This window comes from Jatrophihabitans sp., assembly GCF_036000465.1.
In the GTDB taxonomy this organism is placed as follows: Bacteria; Actinomycetota; Actinomycetes; order Mycobacteriales; family Jatrophihabitantaceae; genus Jatrophihabitans.
Genome location: NZ_DASYFV010000016.1, coordinates 257,784 through 274,870, shown reverse-complemented (window position 1 = coordinate 274,870; position 17,087 = coordinate 257,784). Strand labels below are relative to the sequence as shown.

General features: G+C 72.6%; 19 protein-coding genes. 9 read left to right on the top strand and 10 right to left on the bottom strand.

Features of this window, described 5'->3' with window-relative positions:
- The first annotated feature begins 11 nt into the window (after nt 1-11).
- From crtI to VGN18_RS07120, 3 genes are read left to right on the top strand one after another with little or no spacing between them, the layout of a single operon-like run.
- Nucleotides 12-1,514, top strand: a complete 1,503-nt coding sequence (crtI, locus tag VGN18_RS07130; RefSeq protein ID WP_327538967.1) for a phytoene desaturase family protein — start codon at nt 12-14, stop codon at nt 1,512-1,514.
- Entirely contained in the window at nt 1,511-2,452 is a 942-nt protein-coding gene (locus tag VGN18_RS07125) for a phytoene/squalene synthase family protein (protein WP_327538966.1), read from the top strand. The genes crtI and VGN18_RS07125 overlap by 4 nt, the downstream gene beginning before the upstream one ends.
- Entirely contained in the window at nt 2,445-3,005 is a 561-nt protein-coding gene (locus VGN18_RS07120; RefSeq protein WP_327538965.1) for a hypothetical protein, read from the top strand. Before VGN18_RS07125 ends, VGN18_RS07120 begins: the two co-directional genes overlap by 8 nt.
- Here the strand turns inward: VGN18_RS07120 and VGN18_RS07115 are convergent.
- From VGN18_RS07115 to VGN18_RS07095, 5 genes are all read right to left on the bottom strand, one after another.
- A complete protein-coding gene (locus tag VGN18_RS07115) occupies nt 2,908-3,261 on the bottom strand; it encodes a lycopene cyclase domain-containing protein (protein WP_327538964.1) in 354 nt (117 codons plus the stop codon). The genes VGN18_RS07120 and VGN18_RS07115 overlap by 98 nt on opposite strands.
- A 73-nt stretch (nt 3,262-3,334) precedes the next feature.
- Entirely contained in the window at nt 3,335-3,664 is a 330-nt protein-coding gene (locus VGN18_RS07110; RefSeq protein ID WP_327538963.1) for a lycopene cyclase domain-containing protein, read from the bottom strand.
- 3 nt (nt 3,665-3,667) lie between these two features.
- The gene (locus VGN18_RS07105; RefSeq protein ID WP_327538962.1) at nt 3,668-3,994 is read right to left on the bottom strand and encodes an Rv2175c family DNA-binding protein; all 327 of its coding nucleotides are present in this window, start codon (nt 3,992-3,994) and stop codon (nt 3,668-3,670) included.
- A 19-nt stretch (nt 3,995-4,013) separates the two neighbouring features.
- Nucleotides 4,014-4,769, bottom strand: a complete 756-nt coding sequence (locus VGN18_RS07100) for a methyltransferase domain-containing protein (RefSeq protein ID WP_327538961.1) — start codon at nt 4,767-4,769, stop codon at nt 4,014-4,016.
- Between the two features lie 7 nt (nt 4,770-4,776).
- Complete coding sequence (locus VGN18_RS07095; RefSeq protein WP_327538960.1) at nt 4,777-5,640, bottom strand: fused MFS/spermidine synthase; 864 nt, start codon at nt 5,638-5,640, stop codon at nt 4,777-4,779.
- Between the two features lie 94 nt (nt 5,641-5,734).
- Between VGN18_RS07095 and pknB the strand changes: the two genes are divergently transcribed.
- On the top strand, nt 5,735-7,774 hold the full coding sequence (pknB, locus tag VGN18_RS07090) for a Stk1 family PASTA domain-containing Ser/Thr kinase (RefSeq protein ID WP_327538959.1): 2,040 nt from the start codon (nt 5,735-5,737) through the stop codon (nt 7,772-7,774).
- A gap of 4 nt (nt 7,775-7,778) precedes the next feature.
- On the opposite strand, the gene VGN18_RS07085 is transcribed toward pknB, so the two are convergent.
- On the bottom strand, nt 7,779-8,801 hold the full coding sequence (locus tag VGN18_RS07085) for a hypothetical protein (protein WP_327538958.1): 1,023 nt from the start codon (nt 8,799-8,801) through the stop codon (nt 7,779-7,781).
- Nucleotides 8,802-8,937: 136 nt separating this feature from the next.
- On the opposite strand from VGN18_RS07085, the gene VGN18_RS07080 reads away from it, so the two are divergent.
- From VGN18_RS07080 to aroF, 5 genes are read left to right on the top strand one after another with little or no spacing between them, the layout of a single operon-like run.
- The gene (locus VGN18_RS07080; RefSeq protein ID WP_327538957.1) at nt 8,938-9,654 is read left to right on the top strand and encodes a hypothetical protein; all 717 of its coding nucleotides are present in this window, start codon (nt 8,938-8,940) and stop codon (nt 9,652-9,654) included.
- A gap of 30 nt (nt 9,655-9,684) precedes the next feature.
- Complete coding sequence (locus VGN18_RS07075; protein ID WP_327538956.1) at nt 9,685-10,545, top strand: deoxyribonuclease IV; 861 nt, start codon at nt 9,685-9,687, stop codon at nt 10,543-10,545.
- Between the two features lie 4 nt (nt 10,546-10,549).
- Nucleotides 10,550-10,906, top strand: a complete 357-nt coding sequence (locus VGN18_RS07070) for a VOC family protein (RefSeq protein WP_327538955.1) — start codon at nt 10,550-10,552, stop codon at nt 10,904-10,906.
- Between the two features lie 4 nt (nt 10,907-10,910).
- Nucleotides 10,911-11,603 (top strand): N-acyl homoserine lactonase family protein, encoded by a 693-nt coding sequence (locus VGN18_RS07065; protein ID WP_327538954.1) that lies wholly within the window; start codon nt 10,911-10,913, stop codon nt 11,601-11,603.
- 22 nt (nt 11,604-11,625) lie between these two features.
- The gene (gene aroF, locus VGN18_RS07060; RefSeq protein WP_327538953.1) at nt 11,626-12,657 is read left to right on the top strand and encodes a 3-deoxy-7-phosphoheptulonate synthase; all 1,032 of its coding nucleotides are present in this window, start codon (nt 11,626-11,628) and stop codon (nt 12,655-12,657) included.
- A gap of 34 nt (nt 12,658-12,691) precedes the next feature.
- On the opposite strand, the gene VGN18_RS07055 is transcribed toward aroF, so the two are convergent.
- From VGN18_RS07055 to VGN18_RS07040, 4 genes are all read right to left on the bottom strand, one after another.
- Nucleotides 12,692-13,531, bottom strand: a complete 840-nt coding sequence (locus VGN18_RS07055) for a hypothetical protein (RefSeq protein ID WP_327538952.1) — start codon at nt 13,529-13,531, stop codon at nt 12,692-12,694.
- A 51-nt stretch (nt 13,532-13,582) separates the two neighbouring features.
- Entirely contained in the window at nt 13,583-14,590 is a 1,008-nt protein-coding gene (locus VGN18_RS07050; protein ID WP_327538951.1) for a GntG family PLP-dependent aldolase, read from the bottom strand.
- Nucleotides 14,587-15,981, bottom strand: a complete 1,395-nt coding sequence (locus VGN18_RS07045) for a class II 3-deoxy-7-phosphoheptulonate synthase (protein ID WP_327538950.1) — start codon at nt 15,979-15,981, stop codon at nt 14,587-14,589. Before VGN18_RS07045 ends, VGN18_RS07050 begins: the two co-directional genes overlap by 4 nt.
- A 75-nt stretch (nt 15,982-16,056) precedes the next feature.
- Nucleotides 16,057-17,082 carry a 6-phosphofructokinase gene (locus tag VGN18_RS07040; RefSeq protein ID WP_327538949.1) on the bottom strand — a complete coding sequence of 342 codons (1,026 nt, stop codon included), beginning with the start codon at nt 17,080-17,082 and terminating at the stop codon, nt 16,057-16,059.
- Nucleotides 17,083-17,087 lie beyond the last annotated feature (5 nt).

The following is a 17,087-nucleotide window of genomic DNA, read 5'->3' as shown; positions in this document are numbered from 1 at the left end:
CCGTCGCGGGCATGCGCACCGTGAGCGGTCCCGGCGACACCGTCGTCGTGGTCGGCGCCGGTCTGGGCGGGCTGTCGGCCGCGATGCACCTGGCCGGGGCCGGACGCCGCGTCACCGTGGTCGAGCGCGAGGCCGGTCCGGGCGGGCGGTGCGGCCTGATCCACGACCACGGCTACCGCTTCGACACCGGCCCGACCGTGCTGACGATGCCCGACCTGCTGGCCCAGCCGTTCGCCGCGCTCGGCGAGGAGCTCACCGACTGGCTGACGCTGCACCGCCTCGACCCGGCCTACCGCGCCCGCTTCACCGACGGCAGCTCGATCGACGTGCGGGCCGACGTCGACGAGATGACCGACGAGATCGCCCGCACCTGCGGCGGCAAGGACGCCGACGGCTACCGGCGCTACGTCGAGTTCCTGCGCGAGCTCTACCGCATCGAGATGCCGCACTTCATCGACCGCAACCTCGACTCGCCGCTGCAGATGGTCGGCCTGCCGCTCGCCCGGCTCGTGCGCATGGGCGGCTTCAACCGCCTCGGCCGCAAGGTCGCGCAGTACGTCGACGACCCGCGCCTGCAGCGGCTGTTCTCCTTCCAAGCGATGTACGCCGGGCTCGCTCCTGCCCAGGCGCTCGCGATCTACGCGGTCATCACCTACATGGACTGCGTGCAGGGCGTGTACTTCCCCGAGGGCGGCATGCACGCGGTGCCCCGGGCCATGGCCGCGGCCGCCGCCACGCACGGCGTGGAGTTCCGCTACCGCACCACCGTCGCCAAGGTCGATGTCGCGGGCGGGCGCGCCTGCGGCGTGGTCACGACCGACGGGGAGCGCATCCCGGCCGACGTCGTGGTCGTCAACGCCGACCTGCCCGTCGCGTACGAGGAGCTGCTGCCCCCGGGCTCGGCACCGCGCCGGCTGCGGTCGCTGCGCTACTCCCCCTCGGCCGTCGTGCTGCACGCCGGCTCGAGCGCGAGCTTCCCGCAGGCCACCCACCACACCATCGACTTCGGGACGGCGTGGGACTCGACCTTCGACGAGATCATCGACCAGGGCCGGGTGATGAGCGATCCGTCGTTCCTGCTCACCACCCCGACCCTCACCGATCCGTCGCTGGCGCCGGCCGACCGGCACACGCACTACGCGCTGTTCCCGGCCCCGAACCTCGGCGGCGGTGTCGACTGGTCGGCGCAGCGGCAGCCCTACCGCGACCACATGGTCGAGACGATCGAGAAGCGGGGCTACACCGGTTTCGGCGCCGGCATCGAGACCGAGCACCTGGTCACCCCGGCCGACTGGCGGGCGAGCGGGCTGGCCAAGGGGGCCCCGTTCGCCGCCGCGCACACGTTCCGGCAGACCGGGCCGTTCCGCGCTCCGACGCTCGACCGGCGCATCGGCAACCTCGTCTTCTGCGGTTCGAACACCCAACCCGGCGTCGGCGTGCCGATGGTGCTCGTGTCGGGACGCCTGGCTGCCGAGCGGATCACCGGCACGCTGGCAGGATCACGGGCACGATGATCGGCACGCGCGAGCTCGACGCGGCGGGCGCCACCGGGGCCGCGCTGCGGGCCAGCTACGCCCGCTGCCGGGCGATCAACGCCGAGCACGGCAAGACCTACTTCCTCGCCACCCTGCTGCTGCCGCCGGCGAAGCGTCCCTACGTCCATGCCCTCTACGGCTTCGCCCGCCATGTCGACGACATCGTCGACGACCTCTCGCCCGACCTGACCGCCGAGCAGCGCGCCGACTCGTTCACCGACTGGAGCGCGGACTTCCTCAGCGACCTCGACTGGGGCGCGAGCAGCGATCCGGTGAGCCGCGCGGTGATCGACACGATCGCGCGCTGGCAGATCCCGGTCAGCTACTTCGCCGACTTCCTCGACGCGATGCGCCTGGACCTCACCGTCACCTCCTACGCCACCTACGACGACCTGGCGAGGTACATGTGGGGCTCGGCCGCCGTCATCGGCCTGCAGATGCTGCCGATCCTCGGACGCCGCGACGACGACGTACGGTGGGACGTGCTGGAGTCGCACGCCATCGAGCTCGGCACCGCGTTCCAGCTGACCAACTTCATCCGCGACATCGCCGAGGACCTCCGGCGGGGACGCGTCTACCTGCCCCAGGAGTCACTCGACATGTTCGGCGTCGACCGCGACCGGCTGGCTCGCGGCCGGGTGGACGAACCGATCCGCAACCTGCTGGCCTGGGAGATCGAGCGGGCCCGGCGCAGCTACACGGCGGCCGCGCCCGGCCTCGACCTCGTGCACCCGACCTCGCGCGACTGCCTGCGCACCGCGACCACGCTGTACGCCGAGATCCTGGACGAGATCGAACGCGTCGATTACGACGTGTTCAGCCGGCGCGTGCACGTGCCCGGCCGGCGCCGGCTCGCCGTCGGCGCGAGCGGCCTGCGCGGGGCCTGGACGGCGCGACGAGGGGGACGGCATGGCTGAGCGCGGGAACGACCGCACCACGATCTGGCAGCGCCGGCTGGAGGACGACGGGCTCGTCGAGTTCCCGGTCAGCCGGGCCCGACTGGTCACGGTTGTCGCCGCCGTCGCCGTGTTCGCCGCCGGCGGCGCGGCCATGATGACGACCGGGCGCACGTCGGTCGTCGTCTTCGGCCTGCTGCTCGTTCTCGTGTGCGCGGCGATCGTCACGATGGTGGTGCGCCAGGCGATGCGCGGCGAGCTGCACGTGCGCGTCGACCGCGACGGCGTCGGGGTGGGCACCCGCCGGCTCAACTGGGACGAGATCACCCGCGTGCGCCTGGCCAACACCGGGCGCACGAAGGTCGTCGCCGTCGAGATGACCACCGAGGCCCTGCAGCGCGAGCGTCCGGGAGCGGCGCACCGGGGTGACCGGCCGCGCCGCCGCGGCGGCCCGCCGCCGTTCTACCTGCCGACCGTCAACGGGTACCGGGCCGACGAGCTGGCCCCGTGGCTCGACGAGCTGGCCCGGACCCACGGCGGGCGTCTCGACGGCCCACCCACACCCACAGCGTGAGCGTCGCGGTCACCATCGCGAAGCCGAACAGCAGGTCCTCGACCGGCGCGAAGACGATGCGCGGGCCGAGGATCTGGTCGGGGTCGTAGCGCACGATCTCGAGGCCGGTCAGCAGCCCGTTCACGATCAGCTGGAAGAACAGCACGATGGCGTACGCGGCCCAGAAAGCCTTGCGCCGCAGGAGATCCGTGCCGAGCAGCCGGTCGAGCAGGATCGCGCCGAGCACCCCGACAATGGCCGCGGTCGTATAGGTCATCGGCCTGCCCTCACTGCGCTCGGTTCGGCCGCCACCAGCCTTCCGGGCCCACTACTCGCTTCGCAAGCGTCGCTCATGGCTCGTCGCCGATCAGCCAGTCGGGGCGGCGTACCCGCACCGCCTCGAGGGTCAGGATCGCGCAGGTCGGGATGACCACGAAGAACAGCAGTTCCTCGAGCGGCAGGCGCCCCGGCAGCGTGACCCCGACGACCTGCGCCGGGTCGTAGCGCCACGCTCCGGCCCGGATCTCGAGCACGTCCCAGGCGCCGAACCCGACGACGACCGGGACGAGCGCGGTCAGCAGCCGGCGCCAGCGCGCGTAGACCCGGGTGTGCAGCACCAGTTCGAGCGGCAGGGTGCCGATGATGCAGCCGGCGAGGATCAGCAGGTAGGTGAGGTGCACGGGCTAGTAGCCCGCGACCTGCGCGCGGCGCTTTACCTCTGAACCGCGATTGGCCCGCAGCGCCGCGATCGGCGAGCCCGGCAACGAGTCGTCCTCCCGGAAGAGCCAGTCGACGATCTCGTCGTCGCCGAAGCGGGCGTCACGCAGCTGGGTGATGACCGACGGCAGCGACTTCACGACGTCGCCGTCGTCGATCATCAGGGCCGGGACGCCGCGGCTGCCGTTGGCGTCGCGGACCGCGATCAGGTGGCCGTCGCGGACGTACTGGTGCACGCGGGTCACCGGGATGTGCAGGGCCTCCGCCACCGCCGGGAACGTCAGCAGATCCATGCCCCTCAGGGTGCCAGACTCATCCCGACGGTGCGGCGGCCAGCACCAGGTTGGTCGTGTACCGCGCGGTGACGGCCCCGCCGGCCCGGTCGACGACTCCGCCGATCGCGGCGAGCAGGGCGTCGCGCCGCTCGTCCGGAAGCAGCGCGTGGTTGCTGTAGGTCGCCACCAGGTCGAGCCACTCGTCACGCCGGTAGATCCGCTGCCACGAGTAGTCGCGCACGGCGACGTCACCGAAGCCGGCCCGCTGCAGGCCGCCGACGTACTTCTCGACGTGCGCCCCGCTGTGGTGCCGCTCTCCGGCGGGCAGGTCGGGGGCGTGCTCGGCGTAGGTCGCGTCCAGCGCCGACCGCACCGCCGGGTCGAGCTCGTGCAGGTTCCAGAACAGGGCGAGCGCGCCGCCCGGGCGCAGCAGCCGTCGGGCCTTGGCCGCGCCCGCCTCGGGATCGATCCAGTGCCAGGCCTGGCCGCACGTGATGAGGTCGAAGCGGCGCCCGGCGTCGTCCCACGACTCGAAGCCGGTGACCTCGACGTCGATGCCGTGCTCGCGGGCGACGGCGGCCATGCCCCGGTCGATCTCGACGCCCAGCACGCGCAGCCCGCGGGCGGCGAGCAGGCGGGCGGCCTTCCCGGTGCCGCAACCGACGTCGAGCACGTCCCGCGGGCCCCGCATCGCGAGGTCGAGGATCAAGGCCTCGGGGTACGCCGGACGGGCCCGGTCGTAGGCCCGGGCCACCGCGCCGAACGACTCGGCCCGGGCGCGGTCCTGATGCATCGGTCGCTCAATCACCGACCCGCCACATCTCGTCCGGCGGCTGCGGTGAGCGCAGCGGGTCGGCGTCGCTGAGCGGCTTCGCGCCACCGATCCAGGACCACAGCCGGTCCCCGGCGTGGATCGTGCGCGGGAACGGGGCGCGGGCCGAGGCCCGCCACATGAGATCGAGCGGCAGCGGCTCGCGTGACGCGGCGAGCACGACATTGCCGAAGCGGCGTCCCTTGATGACCGTCGACTCGGCCACGAGGGCGACCGACGGCAGCGCCTCGCGGACCGTCGCGGCCAGGCGTCGGGTGTAGGTGACCGGCGGGCCGTCGGCGATGTTGGCCAGGAACACCCCGCCCGGACGCAGCACCCGCGCGACGTCGGCGACGAACTCGCGCGTCGTCAGCGCCGGCGGCACCCGGCCGCCGGCGAACGCGTCGAGCACCACGACATCGGCACTCGCATCGGCGAGCGCGGCCACGCCGGGGCGCCCGTCCACCGGCCGGATGCGCACCCGGCTGCCCCGGGGCAGCGGCAGCCGGGCCCGCACGAGCGCGGTCAGGGCGACGTCGGGTTCGAGGACGATCTGGGGCGAGCCGGGACGCGTGGCGTGCACGTAGCGGGCCAGCGTGCAGGCCCCGCCACCGATGTGCGTCACCGCCAGCGGGCCCGCGGGCAGGGCGTCCAGGACGTCGGAGAACGCCTGAACGTATTCGAAGTCGAGATAGGTCGGGTCGTCCAGATCGACGTAGGACTGACGGATGCGGTCGACCAGAAGCAGCCAGCCGCCGGGCCGATCGGCGTCGGCGAGCAGCTCCGCCGCTCCCAGCGACGGCGCGGGCGCGCGGTCGGTCGACTCGGCGGTGCTGTCCCCGGAACGCGTCACACCGCCCACGGTACGGGGGCCCCGGCCGGCCGAAGGTTCCGCCGGTGCGGTGCGGCGGCCGGAGATCGCGCGCCGCGACCGTAGAATCACGGGCGTGCAGACGGCGGCCACGGATTCACTGGTCGGCCGCAAACTCGAGGGCCGCTACCGGATCCTGGACCGTATCGCGCGAGGCGGTATGTCCACCGTGTACGCCGCTGTCGACGAGCGGCTGGACCGGCTCGTTGCTGTCAAGGTCATGTCCCCGGCCCTGTCGGCCGATCCGGCGTTCAGCGACCGGTTCGCCCGCGAGGCCCGCGCCGCCGCCCGGCTGACGCACCTCAACACCGTCTCGGTCTACGACCAGGGCCACGAGATAGGCCCCGACGGCCACCACGTCTTCCTGGTGATGGAGCTCGTCGAGGGCCGCACGCTGCGCGAGCTCATGCGCGAGCGCGGCAAGCTCGGCGCGGCCGAGGCCGTCTCGATCATGGAGCCCGTGCTGAGCGCGCTCGCCGCTGCGCATCGCGCCGGGCTGGTGCACCGCGACGTCAAGCCCGAGAACATCCTGCTGTCCGACGAGGGCGTGGTGAAGGTCGCCGACTTCGGCCTGGCCCGGGCCGTCGAGTCCGACGCCGCCTCGACCCGCACCGGCCTGATGATGGGCACGATCGCCTACTGCGCGCCCGAGCAGATCAGCAAGGGCAACGCCGACCCGCGTTCGGACGTCTACGCCGCCGGGGTCGTGCTGTTCGAACTGCTCACCGGGCAGACGCCGTACAAGGGCGATTCGGCGATGAACATCGCCTACCAGCACGTGCACAGCCGGGTGCCGGCTCCGTCGTCGCGCGTCCGCGGGCTGCCCTCCGAGCTCGACGAGGTCGTCGTCGCCGCCACCGACAGCGACCCGTCGGGCCGCCCGACCGACGCCGCGGCGTTCCTGGCCGAGCTGGCCGACGTCCGCTCCGAACTGGGCCTGCCGGTCGTCCCGATCCCGCCGCGCGTCCGCCCGCGGCGCTCGGACCGCTCGGAGACTTCTCGCAACGACACCGTCCGCACCGCCGGCCAGCAGGGCACGACCGATCTGCTGAGCCGGGCCGGGTCGCACGACACGACGGTCGTGGCGCGCCGCAGCGTCGCGCCGAACGGGGCGACCCGCACCGGACGCATCCCCCCGCGCGACGACAACGCTCCCCCGCCGCCGGTCGTCATCCCGCCGCCGAAGCCCCGCAAGCAGGTGTCGTCGCGCACCCGCGGCCGCCGGCGCGCGTTGATCGCCACCCTGATCGTGCTGCTGCTCGGCGCCGGCTCGTTCCTCGGCGCCAAGGCCGTCATCGAGTGGCGGTTCGCGCACGTGCCGAACGTCGACGGCGCCGTGCCGTCGGTCGCCCTGGCCAAGCTGAAGGACGCCGGCTACACCGCCCGTTCGCAGCCCGGCCCCGAGTTCAGCGACACCGTGCCGGCCGGTCACGTCATCCGCACCGACCCGCGTGGGGGCACCCGGCTGGCCACCGGCAAGACCGTGACGATCACCGTCTCGGCCGGACCGCAGCTGTACCAGATCCCGAACGTCCAGGGTTCGGATCCGGAGGCGGCCCGCGCCGAACTGCTCGGGCTGGGACCGCTGACGGTCACCCAGCAGGTCCAGAAGGAGTACAGCGACACCGTCAAGGCCAACACGGTGACGCGCACCGTGCCGGCGGCCGGGCAGAAGATCTCGCACGGGCAGGCGATCACGATCTACGTGTCCCTGGGCCCGCCGATCATCGACGTCCCCAAGATCGCCCAGGGCACCCCTGTCGACGACGCGACCAAGACCCTGAAGAGCGCCGACTTCAAGGTGACGACGCTCGAGCAGTTCGACGACACCGTGCAGAAGGGCACCGTGATCTCGGTCGACCCGAGCGACCGGGCGACGAAGTTCAGCACGATCACGCTGACCGTCTCCAAGGGCCCGGACATCGTGAACGTCCCGGCCATCGCGCCCGGCACCCCGGCCGACCAGGCCGCCCAGGCCGTCCGCGACGCCGGCCTCGAACCCAAGTTCTCGGTCTTCGGCGGCACCGACCCGGGCACCGTGATCGCGATCGTCCCCGGCGCCGGCACGCCCGTGCACACCGGCACCACGGTCACGATCTACACGCTCGCGAAGTAGAGGCTCAGCTCGCCGAGGCCTCGGCCACCACGACGGCAGGCGCGGGCTTGCGCACCATTGCCTTGACGAGCTCGCCCGACGAGCGCCAGATCACCGCGTCGATCAGATAGTGGTGCAGGTTCAAGAAGACGAAGAACGCGGCCGCGAACAGCAGCGTCCCACCGCCCGTCCCGAGGTGCGCATCGAGCATCTGCGGCAGCCACCGGCTGAGCAACAGCCCGCCACACGCGGCGCCGACGAAGACGTTGAGCCACCAGGCCACCCCGTGCGTCCCCGGCCGATCGGCCGCGACGGCGAGCTCGGCCCGGTGCCCGACGGCGAGGTACTGCAGCGCGTGGAACGGGGCGAGCAGCAAGAAGGTCCACACCGGGTTCGGGGCGAGACCGAGCCAGAGGAAGGCGGCGACGTAGGGGGCGACGAGCACCGACGGCAGGCGCATCCCGGTGCGCCGGCGCAGCTGCGCGAAGACGATCGCGGTCGGCACCGCCGCCGCCACGGCCATGATGCGCAGGGCGTCGATAGCGTGCGCCGGCAGCAGCGAGAACCCGACCCGGAAGCCGGCGAAGCGATACCCGGAACCCTGCACCAGCACCTGGGCCGCGCCGAGCGCCCACAGCGGGTAGAGGCCGAAGCGCAGCACCCGTACCGCTGCGGGGCCGAGCGACACGCCACCGAACGCGGCGCCGACCCGGCCGACGCCGTACACCTGCTTGATGTAGTGCCACGTGGTCATCAGGTAGACCGACGTGATCAGCGCGCTCGTGACCCGCGCGACCGAGGACGCGCCTTCGGCGAGCGAGACGGCGACGAGGACGACCAGCGTCAAGGCGAGCAAAGCCGGGCCGACCGCGAGAGCGAAGGGGCGCTTGCGCAGCGCGGGCGCGCCCTCGCTGTAGGCCAGGTGGTAGGACAGCCCGAAGTGCGCCGCGGTGATGATCGCGCCCGTCCAGTAGACGGTGGTGGTCAGGTTCGGGCCGAGCGTCAGGCCGGCCCGATCGGCAACGACCCCACCAATCCAGACAATCACCGCAAGCCATCCGACGAGCCAGCTGTCGAGCCCGCGCGCCACCAGGACTCGGGGGTTCCCGGGCCGCGACATTGCGCTAGCGTACGCAGCCAGCGCACCTGGTCAAAGGTGTCGCACGGGGTTGAGGCGAGGGCAGATGAAGCAGCGTTTCGGGGCCATCCTGTGCATGCTCCTCGGCGGTGTGATGATCGCCGGCGGGCTGGGCGGCACGTCCGACGCGACCGCCGGGTCGGTCGCCCCGACGTGCGGGCAGATCCTCCAGATCGGCACGCCGGCGGCCACCTGCCCGACCGGCACCATCACCTTCTCCGAGACCACGGTCGGCACGACCTCCCACGGGCCGTGGTCGGTGAAGATCACCTCGTCGTGCCTCGACCCGAACACGAACAGCGCAGTGGACATGACGGTCACCGTGCCCGACGGCGGCAGCAAGGCGAGCGGTCTGCTCTACATCTACCCCGATCAGAGCGGCGCGACGACCTGCTCCTACGCCTACACCGAGGCCCCGGCGCCGCTGTACGACACGACCTATGCGCCGACGTCGCCGCAGAGCATCACCTTCCAGGCCGAGGGTCCGAGCAACCTCGACGTCTCCATCACCAACACGTTCGTGCCGCCGACGAGCGTCACCCGGGCGCCGTCGTCCCCGGCGAGCTCGAGCCTCGCCGCGACCAGCGAGGCGCGCACAACCGCACCGGCGTCCAGTGCCGGTGCCAGCGCGATCCAGCTGTCCAACACGGGCCCGCGCAGCCAGGTCGGCGCCACGCTGTGGGTCGGTGTCGCCGTGTTCCTCTTCGGCGCTGTGCTGCTGTTCGTGGGACGCCGGCCACAGGGCGCCCGCGCCCGGAAGTAGTCGCCGACCGGGTCCGTAGCATCGGGCCCCGTGCCTCCCCGACCGATCGCCCCGATCGGCGCCCACGTCTCGGTGGCGGGCGGGCTGGTCAAGGCGCTGCCCCGCGCCGCCGCGATCGGCGCCGAGGTGCTGCAGGTCTTCGTCGCCAACCCGCGCGGCTGGGCACCGCCCGCGCCGGACGCCGACGGTGACGCCGCCTTCGCGGTCGGCTGCACCGCACCCGTCTTCGTCCACGCGCCGTACCTGATCAACTTCGGCTCGCCGTCGCCGGAGACACTGGCCCGCTCGGCCGACGCGTTGCGCTTCTCGCTCACCCGCGGCGCCGCGATCGGCGCCGGCGGCGTGGTGGTGCACGCCGGATCGGCCGTGCTCGGCAACCGCTGGGACGACGCGATGCACCAGGTGCGCGAGCACGTGCTGCCGGTGCTCGACTCGGTTCCGGGCGGGCCGGCGCTGCTGATCGAGCCGACCGCCGGTGGGGGCGGCGCGCTCGCCTCCGACGCCTCCTCGCTCGCGGCGTACCTCGACGGGCTCGACCGCGACGAGCGCGTCGGCGTCTGCCTGGACACCTGTCACATGCACGCGGCGGGACACGACCTGTCGACCGTCCGCGGGTTCACCGCGGCGCTGCGCGAGTTCGGGAGGGCGGCCGGGCGCGGGCGCATCGGGCTCGTCCACGTCAACGACAGCCGCGATCCGGCCGGCTCGAAGCGCGACCGTCACGAGGCCATCGGCCGCGGCACCATCGGCGCGGCACCCTTCGCCGCCCTGTTCGCCTCGCCGGCCACGCGTCGCGTGCCGATGGTGGTCGAGACGGCCGACACCGACCATGCCGCCGACATCGTCACGCTCGTCGCGCACCGCGACGCCGCCACCGTGGGTGCAGGATGAGCGCATGCACGCGAAGAGGATCACGGCCAATCTGCGGGTAGCCGACCTGGACGCCGCGAAGGACTTCTACACCGGCTTCCTCGGCCTCGAGACCGAGGAGTTCAACCTCGGCTGGGTGGCGCGTTACACCGCGATGGACAGCGGCGCCCACGTGCAACTCGTGACGGGTGACGCGACGTCGCCCGAGCCCTCGGTGATCTCCGTCCACGCCGACGACGTCGACGCCGCCTACGCCGAGGCCCGGGCGGCCGGCTACGAGATCGTCCACCCGTTGACGACGGAGGGGTGGGGCGTGCGCCGCTTCCTCGTCCGCGCGCCGGACGGCAACGTGATCAACGTCGTGCAGCACCGGGAGCGGTGAGCGGATGCGCACGAAGGACGTCACGCGCATCGATCTCGGCACGTTCGTCCGGCCCCCCGAGGAGACCGGCACGGGTGCGTCTCGCGTCGAGGTGGTCTACGGCTACCTCGCCCGCACGCCCGCCGGGCTGATGCTGCTCGACACCGGTCTCGGCGCGGCCGACGAGGAGACCGACGCGTGGTACCGGCCGCGGCGCATCGACATCGCCGACGCCCTGCACCGCGTCGGCGTCGCCGTCGACGACATCGCGCTCGTGGTCAACTGCCATCTGCACTTCGACCACATCGGCGGCAACCCCCGCTTCGCCGGCCGGCCGATCCACTGCCAGCGGCGCGAGCTGCACACCGCGCAGACCGAGGAGTACACGTTCCTGGACCTCGTCGACTTCGCCGGCGCGCAGTACGAAGTGCTCGACGGCGAGGCCGAGCTCGCGCCGGGCGTGCACGTCATCCCCACGCCCGGTCACGTCGCCGGGCACCAGTCGGTCGTTCTCGAGTGCGAGGACGGCACGCTCGTCTGGGCCGGTCAGGCGCTCGACACCGCGTCGGCGTGGTCGGCCGACGTCCTCGCCGCCCGGGCCCGCGAACTCGGCCACGTCGACCCGCTGCCGGCGCCCGGCCCCTGGCTCGCCCGCATCCTCGAGTTCGACCCGAAGCGGGTCGTGTTCGCCCACGACTCCGCCGTCTGGGTTCCGTAGAGCCCGTCGATAGGCTGGCGGCATGGTCATCGTGATGGCACCGGGTGCCACCGACTCCGACGTCGACAACGTCGTCACCCACATCGAGGCGCACAACGGGCAGGCGTTCGTCAGCCGCGGCGTGATGCGCACGATCATCGGTGTCGTCGGCACCGAGGACGTGCTCGAGACGCTCGACGCCGACGGGCTGCCCGGTGTGGCCGAGACGATGCGCATCACCGCCCCCTACAAGCTCGTGTCGGCGCAGAACCACGCGAAGCGCACGACGATCCGGGTGGGCGGTGTGCCCATCGGGCCCGACACGTTCACCCTCATCGCCGGACCGTGCGCGGTCGAGACGGCCGAGCAGACGCTCGAATCGGCCTGGATGGCCAAGCAGGCGGGCGCGACGCTGCTGCGGGGCGGGGCGTACAAGCCGCGCACCTCGCCCTACGCCTTCCAGGGGCTCGGGGTCGAGGGCCTGCGCATCCTCGCCGACGTTCGGGACCAGGTCGGGCTGCCGATCGTCACCGAGGTCGTCGACGCCGCCGATGTCGACATCGTTGCCGAGCACGTCGACATGCTGCAGATCGGCACCCGGAACATGCAGAACTTCGGACTGCTGCAGGCGGTCGGCGCGGCCGGGAAGCCGGTCATGCTCAAGCGCGGCCTGACCGCCACCTACGAGGAATGGCTGATGGCCGCGGAGTACATCGCGCAGCGCGGCAACCTCGACATCGTGCTGTGCGAGCGCGGCGTGCGCTCCTTCGAGCCGGCGATCCGCAACATGCTCGACGTGTCGGCCGTGCCGATGGTGCAGCGGCTCTCGCACCTGCCGGTGATCGTCGACCCGTCGCACGCGGCGGGGCGGCGTGACCTCGTCGTGCCGCTGGCCCGGGCCGGTATCGCGGCCGGCGCCGACGGCGTGATGGTCGACGTGCACCCCCGGCCGGAATCGGCGCTGTGCGACGGCGCCCAGGCGCTGCTCGGGGAGAGTCTCGACGACCTCGCCCGCGCCGTCGCCACCCTGCCGCCGCTGCTCGGACGCACGTCGGCGGCCCACCTCGCCGGCTGAGGCACGAAGACCTCAGCCGGCAACGGTGGAGTGCCTACCGCTGGGGTGGCGGCGCCCAACCCTGGTTCGGCGGCTGCGGCCCCGGCGGCGGGAAGTTCGGCGGCTGACCGCCGTACTGGCCCGGCTGGGGGCCGTACTGGCCCGGCTGGGTGCCGTACTGGCCCGGCTGTCCCCCGCCGTACTGGCCCGGGTACCCGCCGCCGTAGGCCCCGGAGGCGATCTCCTTCTTGTGCCGGCCGCGCTTCACGAGCCCGACGATGAGCAGCACGATCGCGGCGATGATCAGCAGCACCCCGGGTACGAGCAGGCCCGCGCCGAGCGCGGTGCCACCGGCGATGGACTCGCCGAACGCGAGGTCGGCGCCGGCCTTCTCCTGGCCCGAGGGCTGCACCTCGACCTGATAGGTCCCGGCCTGGGTGATCTTGAGCTGATAGATCGCGACGCCCTTGTGACCGTTGTTGTCGTAGGTGAGCCGGTTCTTGATCCGGCCGCTCTCCCGGCTGGCGCCGCCGTAGAGCGTGTCGAGGATGGTCTTCGTGCCGTCGGGTGCGGTGATGCGGATCGCCGGCACCGGGACGGTGTCGATGCCCGAACTGACGTCCGAGGCCTCGTAGTAGACGAGCTGGTTACCACTCTTGAGCTGGACCGTCCCACCGGTCGCGACCGGCACGCGGGCGAAGCCGTCGACCTTGTTCAGCGACTTGGTGGCGATGATGATGCTGCCCACGACCACCAGCGCGATGCCGAGCACGCCGAAGATCAGCGCGAGACGCAGCGGGGTCCGTCCCCGCAGCCGGGTCGGCCGGCCGGAGGCGCCGGACGGCGGCGGAGCGGACGGGTAGGGCGACTGACCGGGAGGTGGCGAATAGCTCATGGTCCAGAGTGTCCCGCGATCAGGCCCCGGATGCTGAGAACTGCATGAAGTTCAGCGCGTCGTGACGAGCGGGCCCAGGACGGCGATCGCGCGGTCGAGCGCGTCGTCGTCGATGTCGAGGTGCGTGACGAAGCGCAGGAACGTGGGTCCGAGCGCCGAGACCAGCACCCCCGCCCCGGCCGCCCCCTTCGCGACCGCGGCGGCGTCGGGAACCTGGAGCACGACGATGTTCGTGTCGACGGTGGCCGGATCGGCCCCGAGCGCCTCGGCGAGGCGCCGGGCCCGGGTGTGGTCGTCGGCGAGGCGGGCGAGGTGGTGCTCGATCGCGTACAGCCCGCCCGCGGCGAGGATGCCGGCCTGGCGCATGCCGCCGCCGAGCCGCTTGCGCCACACGCGGGCCTCGGCGATGCGGGCCGCGGACGACACGAGCACCGAACCGACCGGCGCGCCGAGTCCCTTGGACAGGCAGACCGAGACGGTGTCGAAGCCGCCGGCCAATTCGTCCAGCGGCGTGCCGGTGGCGACGTGCGCGTTCCACAGCCGCGCGCCGTCGAGGTGCAGGCCCAGGCCGGTCTCGCGGGCCAGCGCCTGCACCGCGGCGACCCGCTCGGCCGGCTGCACCGTCCCGCCGCCGAAGTTGTGCGTGTTCTCGACCTCGATGGCGGCGCTCGACACCAGGTAGGGGCCGGCGTTCGGCGTGATCATGCCGGCGATCGCGTCGACGTCGACGATGCCCCGCACCGCGGCGTAGGTGCGGAACGTGATGCCGCTGAGCACCGCCGCGGCCCCGAGCTCGGCCCGGGCGATGTGGGCGAGCGAGTCGCAGACCAGCTCCTGGCCCGGGGCGACGAGCAGCCGCAGGCCCAGCTGGTTGCCCATCGAGCCGGACGGCACGAACAGGCCGGCCTCGTGCCCGAGCAGGGCGGCGACCCGCTGCTCGAGCTCGATGATCGACGGGTCCTCGCCGTACACGTCGTCGCCCACCGGCGCGGCAGCCATCGCCGCGCGCATCTCCGGGGTCGGCTGGGTGACGGTGTCCGAGCGCAGGTCGACGTTCATTCGGCGGCGCGTGAGCGGAAGTCGGACACCAGGCGCTCGGCCACCCGGAACGCGAGCTCGAGCGACTGCTCGATGTTGAGCCGTGGGTCGCACGCCGTCTCGTAGCGCCGCCCGAGGTCGGCCGCGGTCAGCTCGGCCGTGCCGCCGATGCACTCGGTGACGTCGTCGCCGGTGAGCTCGACGTGCAGCCCGCCCGGGTGCGTGCCCAGGGAGGCGTGTACGTCGAAGAACCCGTCCACCTCGTCGATGATCCGGTCGAGGTGGCGCGTCTTCACGCCGTCGGCGGTCTCCTCGGTGTTGCCGTGCATCGGGTCGCAGTGCCAGACGACGAGGTGCCCCGTGGCCGTGACCCGCTCGACGATCGCCGGCAGCACGTCGCGCACCCTCGCGTTCGACATGCGGCTGATGAGGGTGAGCCGGCCGGGCGAATTGTCCGGGTCGAGGCGCTCGACGAGCTCGGCCGCGAACTCCGGCGTCGTCGTCGGCCCGAGCTTCACGCCGATCGGGTTGGCGATGCGGGAGACGAAGTCGAGGTGCGCGCCGTCCATCTGGCGGGTGCGCTCCCCCACCCAGACGAAGTGGCCCGAGAGGTCGTAGGCCCGACCGGAGTCGACCCGGGTCAGCGCCCGCTCGTACTCGAGGATCAACGCCTCGTGCGACGAGTACAGCTCGACGCCCTCGAGCGCGGAGTCGTGCACGCCGCAGGCCCGCATGAAGCGGACGGCCCGGTCGATCTCCGAGGCCAGCTTCTCGTAGCGCGTGCCGGTGTCGGTGGTGCGGGCGAAGGCGGTGTTCCAGGCGTGCACCCGGTCGAGCGAGGCCAGACCGCCGCCGGCGTAGGCCCGCAGCAGGTTCAGCGTCGACGCGGCCGTCGAGTACGCCCGCAGGATGCGCTGCGGGTCGGGCCTGCGCTCGCCGACAAGCTCGTTGACCATGTCACCGCGGTAGGAGAGCTGACCGGTGGAGTCGATGTCGGACGAGCGCGGCTTCGCGTACTGCCCGGCGATGCGGCCCAGCTTCACCACCGGCATCGACGCGCCGTAGGTGAGCACGACCGACATCTGCAGCAGCACCCGCACCTTGCCGGCGATGTCGGCCTGCGAGCTGGTCGCGAACGTCTCGGCGCAGTCGCCGCCCTGCAGCAGGAACGCCTCGCCGCGCGCCACGGCGGCCAGCCGCTCGCGCAGCTGGTCGACCTCGGACGCGACCACGAGCGGCGGCAGGCCGGCCAGGGTGGCCGCGGCGGTCCGCAGCGCGGCGTCGTCGGGCCAGTTCGGCTGCTGGGCCGCGGGGAGCGCGCGCCAGGCGTCCAGACCGAGATCGGTCGGGTCGGGGTCGACCCCGGTCACGGGATCGGCCGAGCTGGACGGCAGGTGGGGCGCAACGGTCACCCGAACAGCGTATTCGGCACGGGAAACGCGACGGCGTGGCCGGGTCGCGTGAGGGGCGCCCGGCGGCATCGGGCGTCAGCCGAAGAAGACCTCGGCCTCGCCGTAGAGCTCGGGGGTGACGACCTTGAGCTGCGTCGTGGCGTCGGCCAGCGGCACCCGGACGATGTCGGTGCCGCGCAGGGCGACCATCTTGCCCCAGTCGTGATCGGTCGCGGCGTCGACGGCGTGCAGCCCGAAGCGGGTGGCCAGCATACGGTCGAACGCCGTCGGCGTGCCGCCGCGCTGGATGTGCCCGAGCACGGTCGTGCGGGCCTCCTTGCCGGTGCGCTTCTCGATCTCGCCGGCCAGCCATTCGCCGATGCCACCGAGCCGGACGTGGCCGAAGGCGTCCAGCCCTTTGTCCACGGTGGCGTTCTCACCGCCGTCGGGGGTGGCGCCCTCGGCGACGACGATGATCGGCGCATAGTGCGCCTGGAAGCGGCTCTCGACGTACGCGCAGACCCGCTCGAGGGAGAACGGGAACTCGGGCAGCAGGATCACGTTGGCCCCGCCGGCCATCCCCGCGTGCAGGGCGATCCAGCCGGCGTGGCGACCCATGACCTCGACGATCAGCGCGCGGTGGTGCGACTCGGCGGTGGTGTGCAGCCGGTCGATGGCCTCCATGGCGATGTTCACCGCCGTGTCGAAGCCGAAGGTGTAGTCGGTGGCGTTGAGGTCGTTGTCGATCGTCTTCGGCACGCCGATGACGTTGACCCCGCGCTCGTGCAGCTTCGTCGCCACGCCGAGGGTGTCCTCGCCACCGATGGCGATCAGGGCGTCGATGCCGAGCGTGTGCAGGTTGTCGACGACCTTCTGCACCCCGCCCTCGACCCCGAACGGGTTGGTGCGCGACGAGCCGAGAATCGTGCCGCCGCGCGGCAGGATGCCGCGCACCTCGGCGATGCCGAGCGGCATCGTGATCGACTCGAGGGGCCCGCGCCAGCCGTCACGGAACCCGACGAACTCGTGGCCGTGCATGCCGGCGCCCTTGCGCACGACCGCCCGGATGACCGCATTGAGCCCGGGGCAGTCGCCACCGCCCGTGAGCACTCCGATACGCATGATCG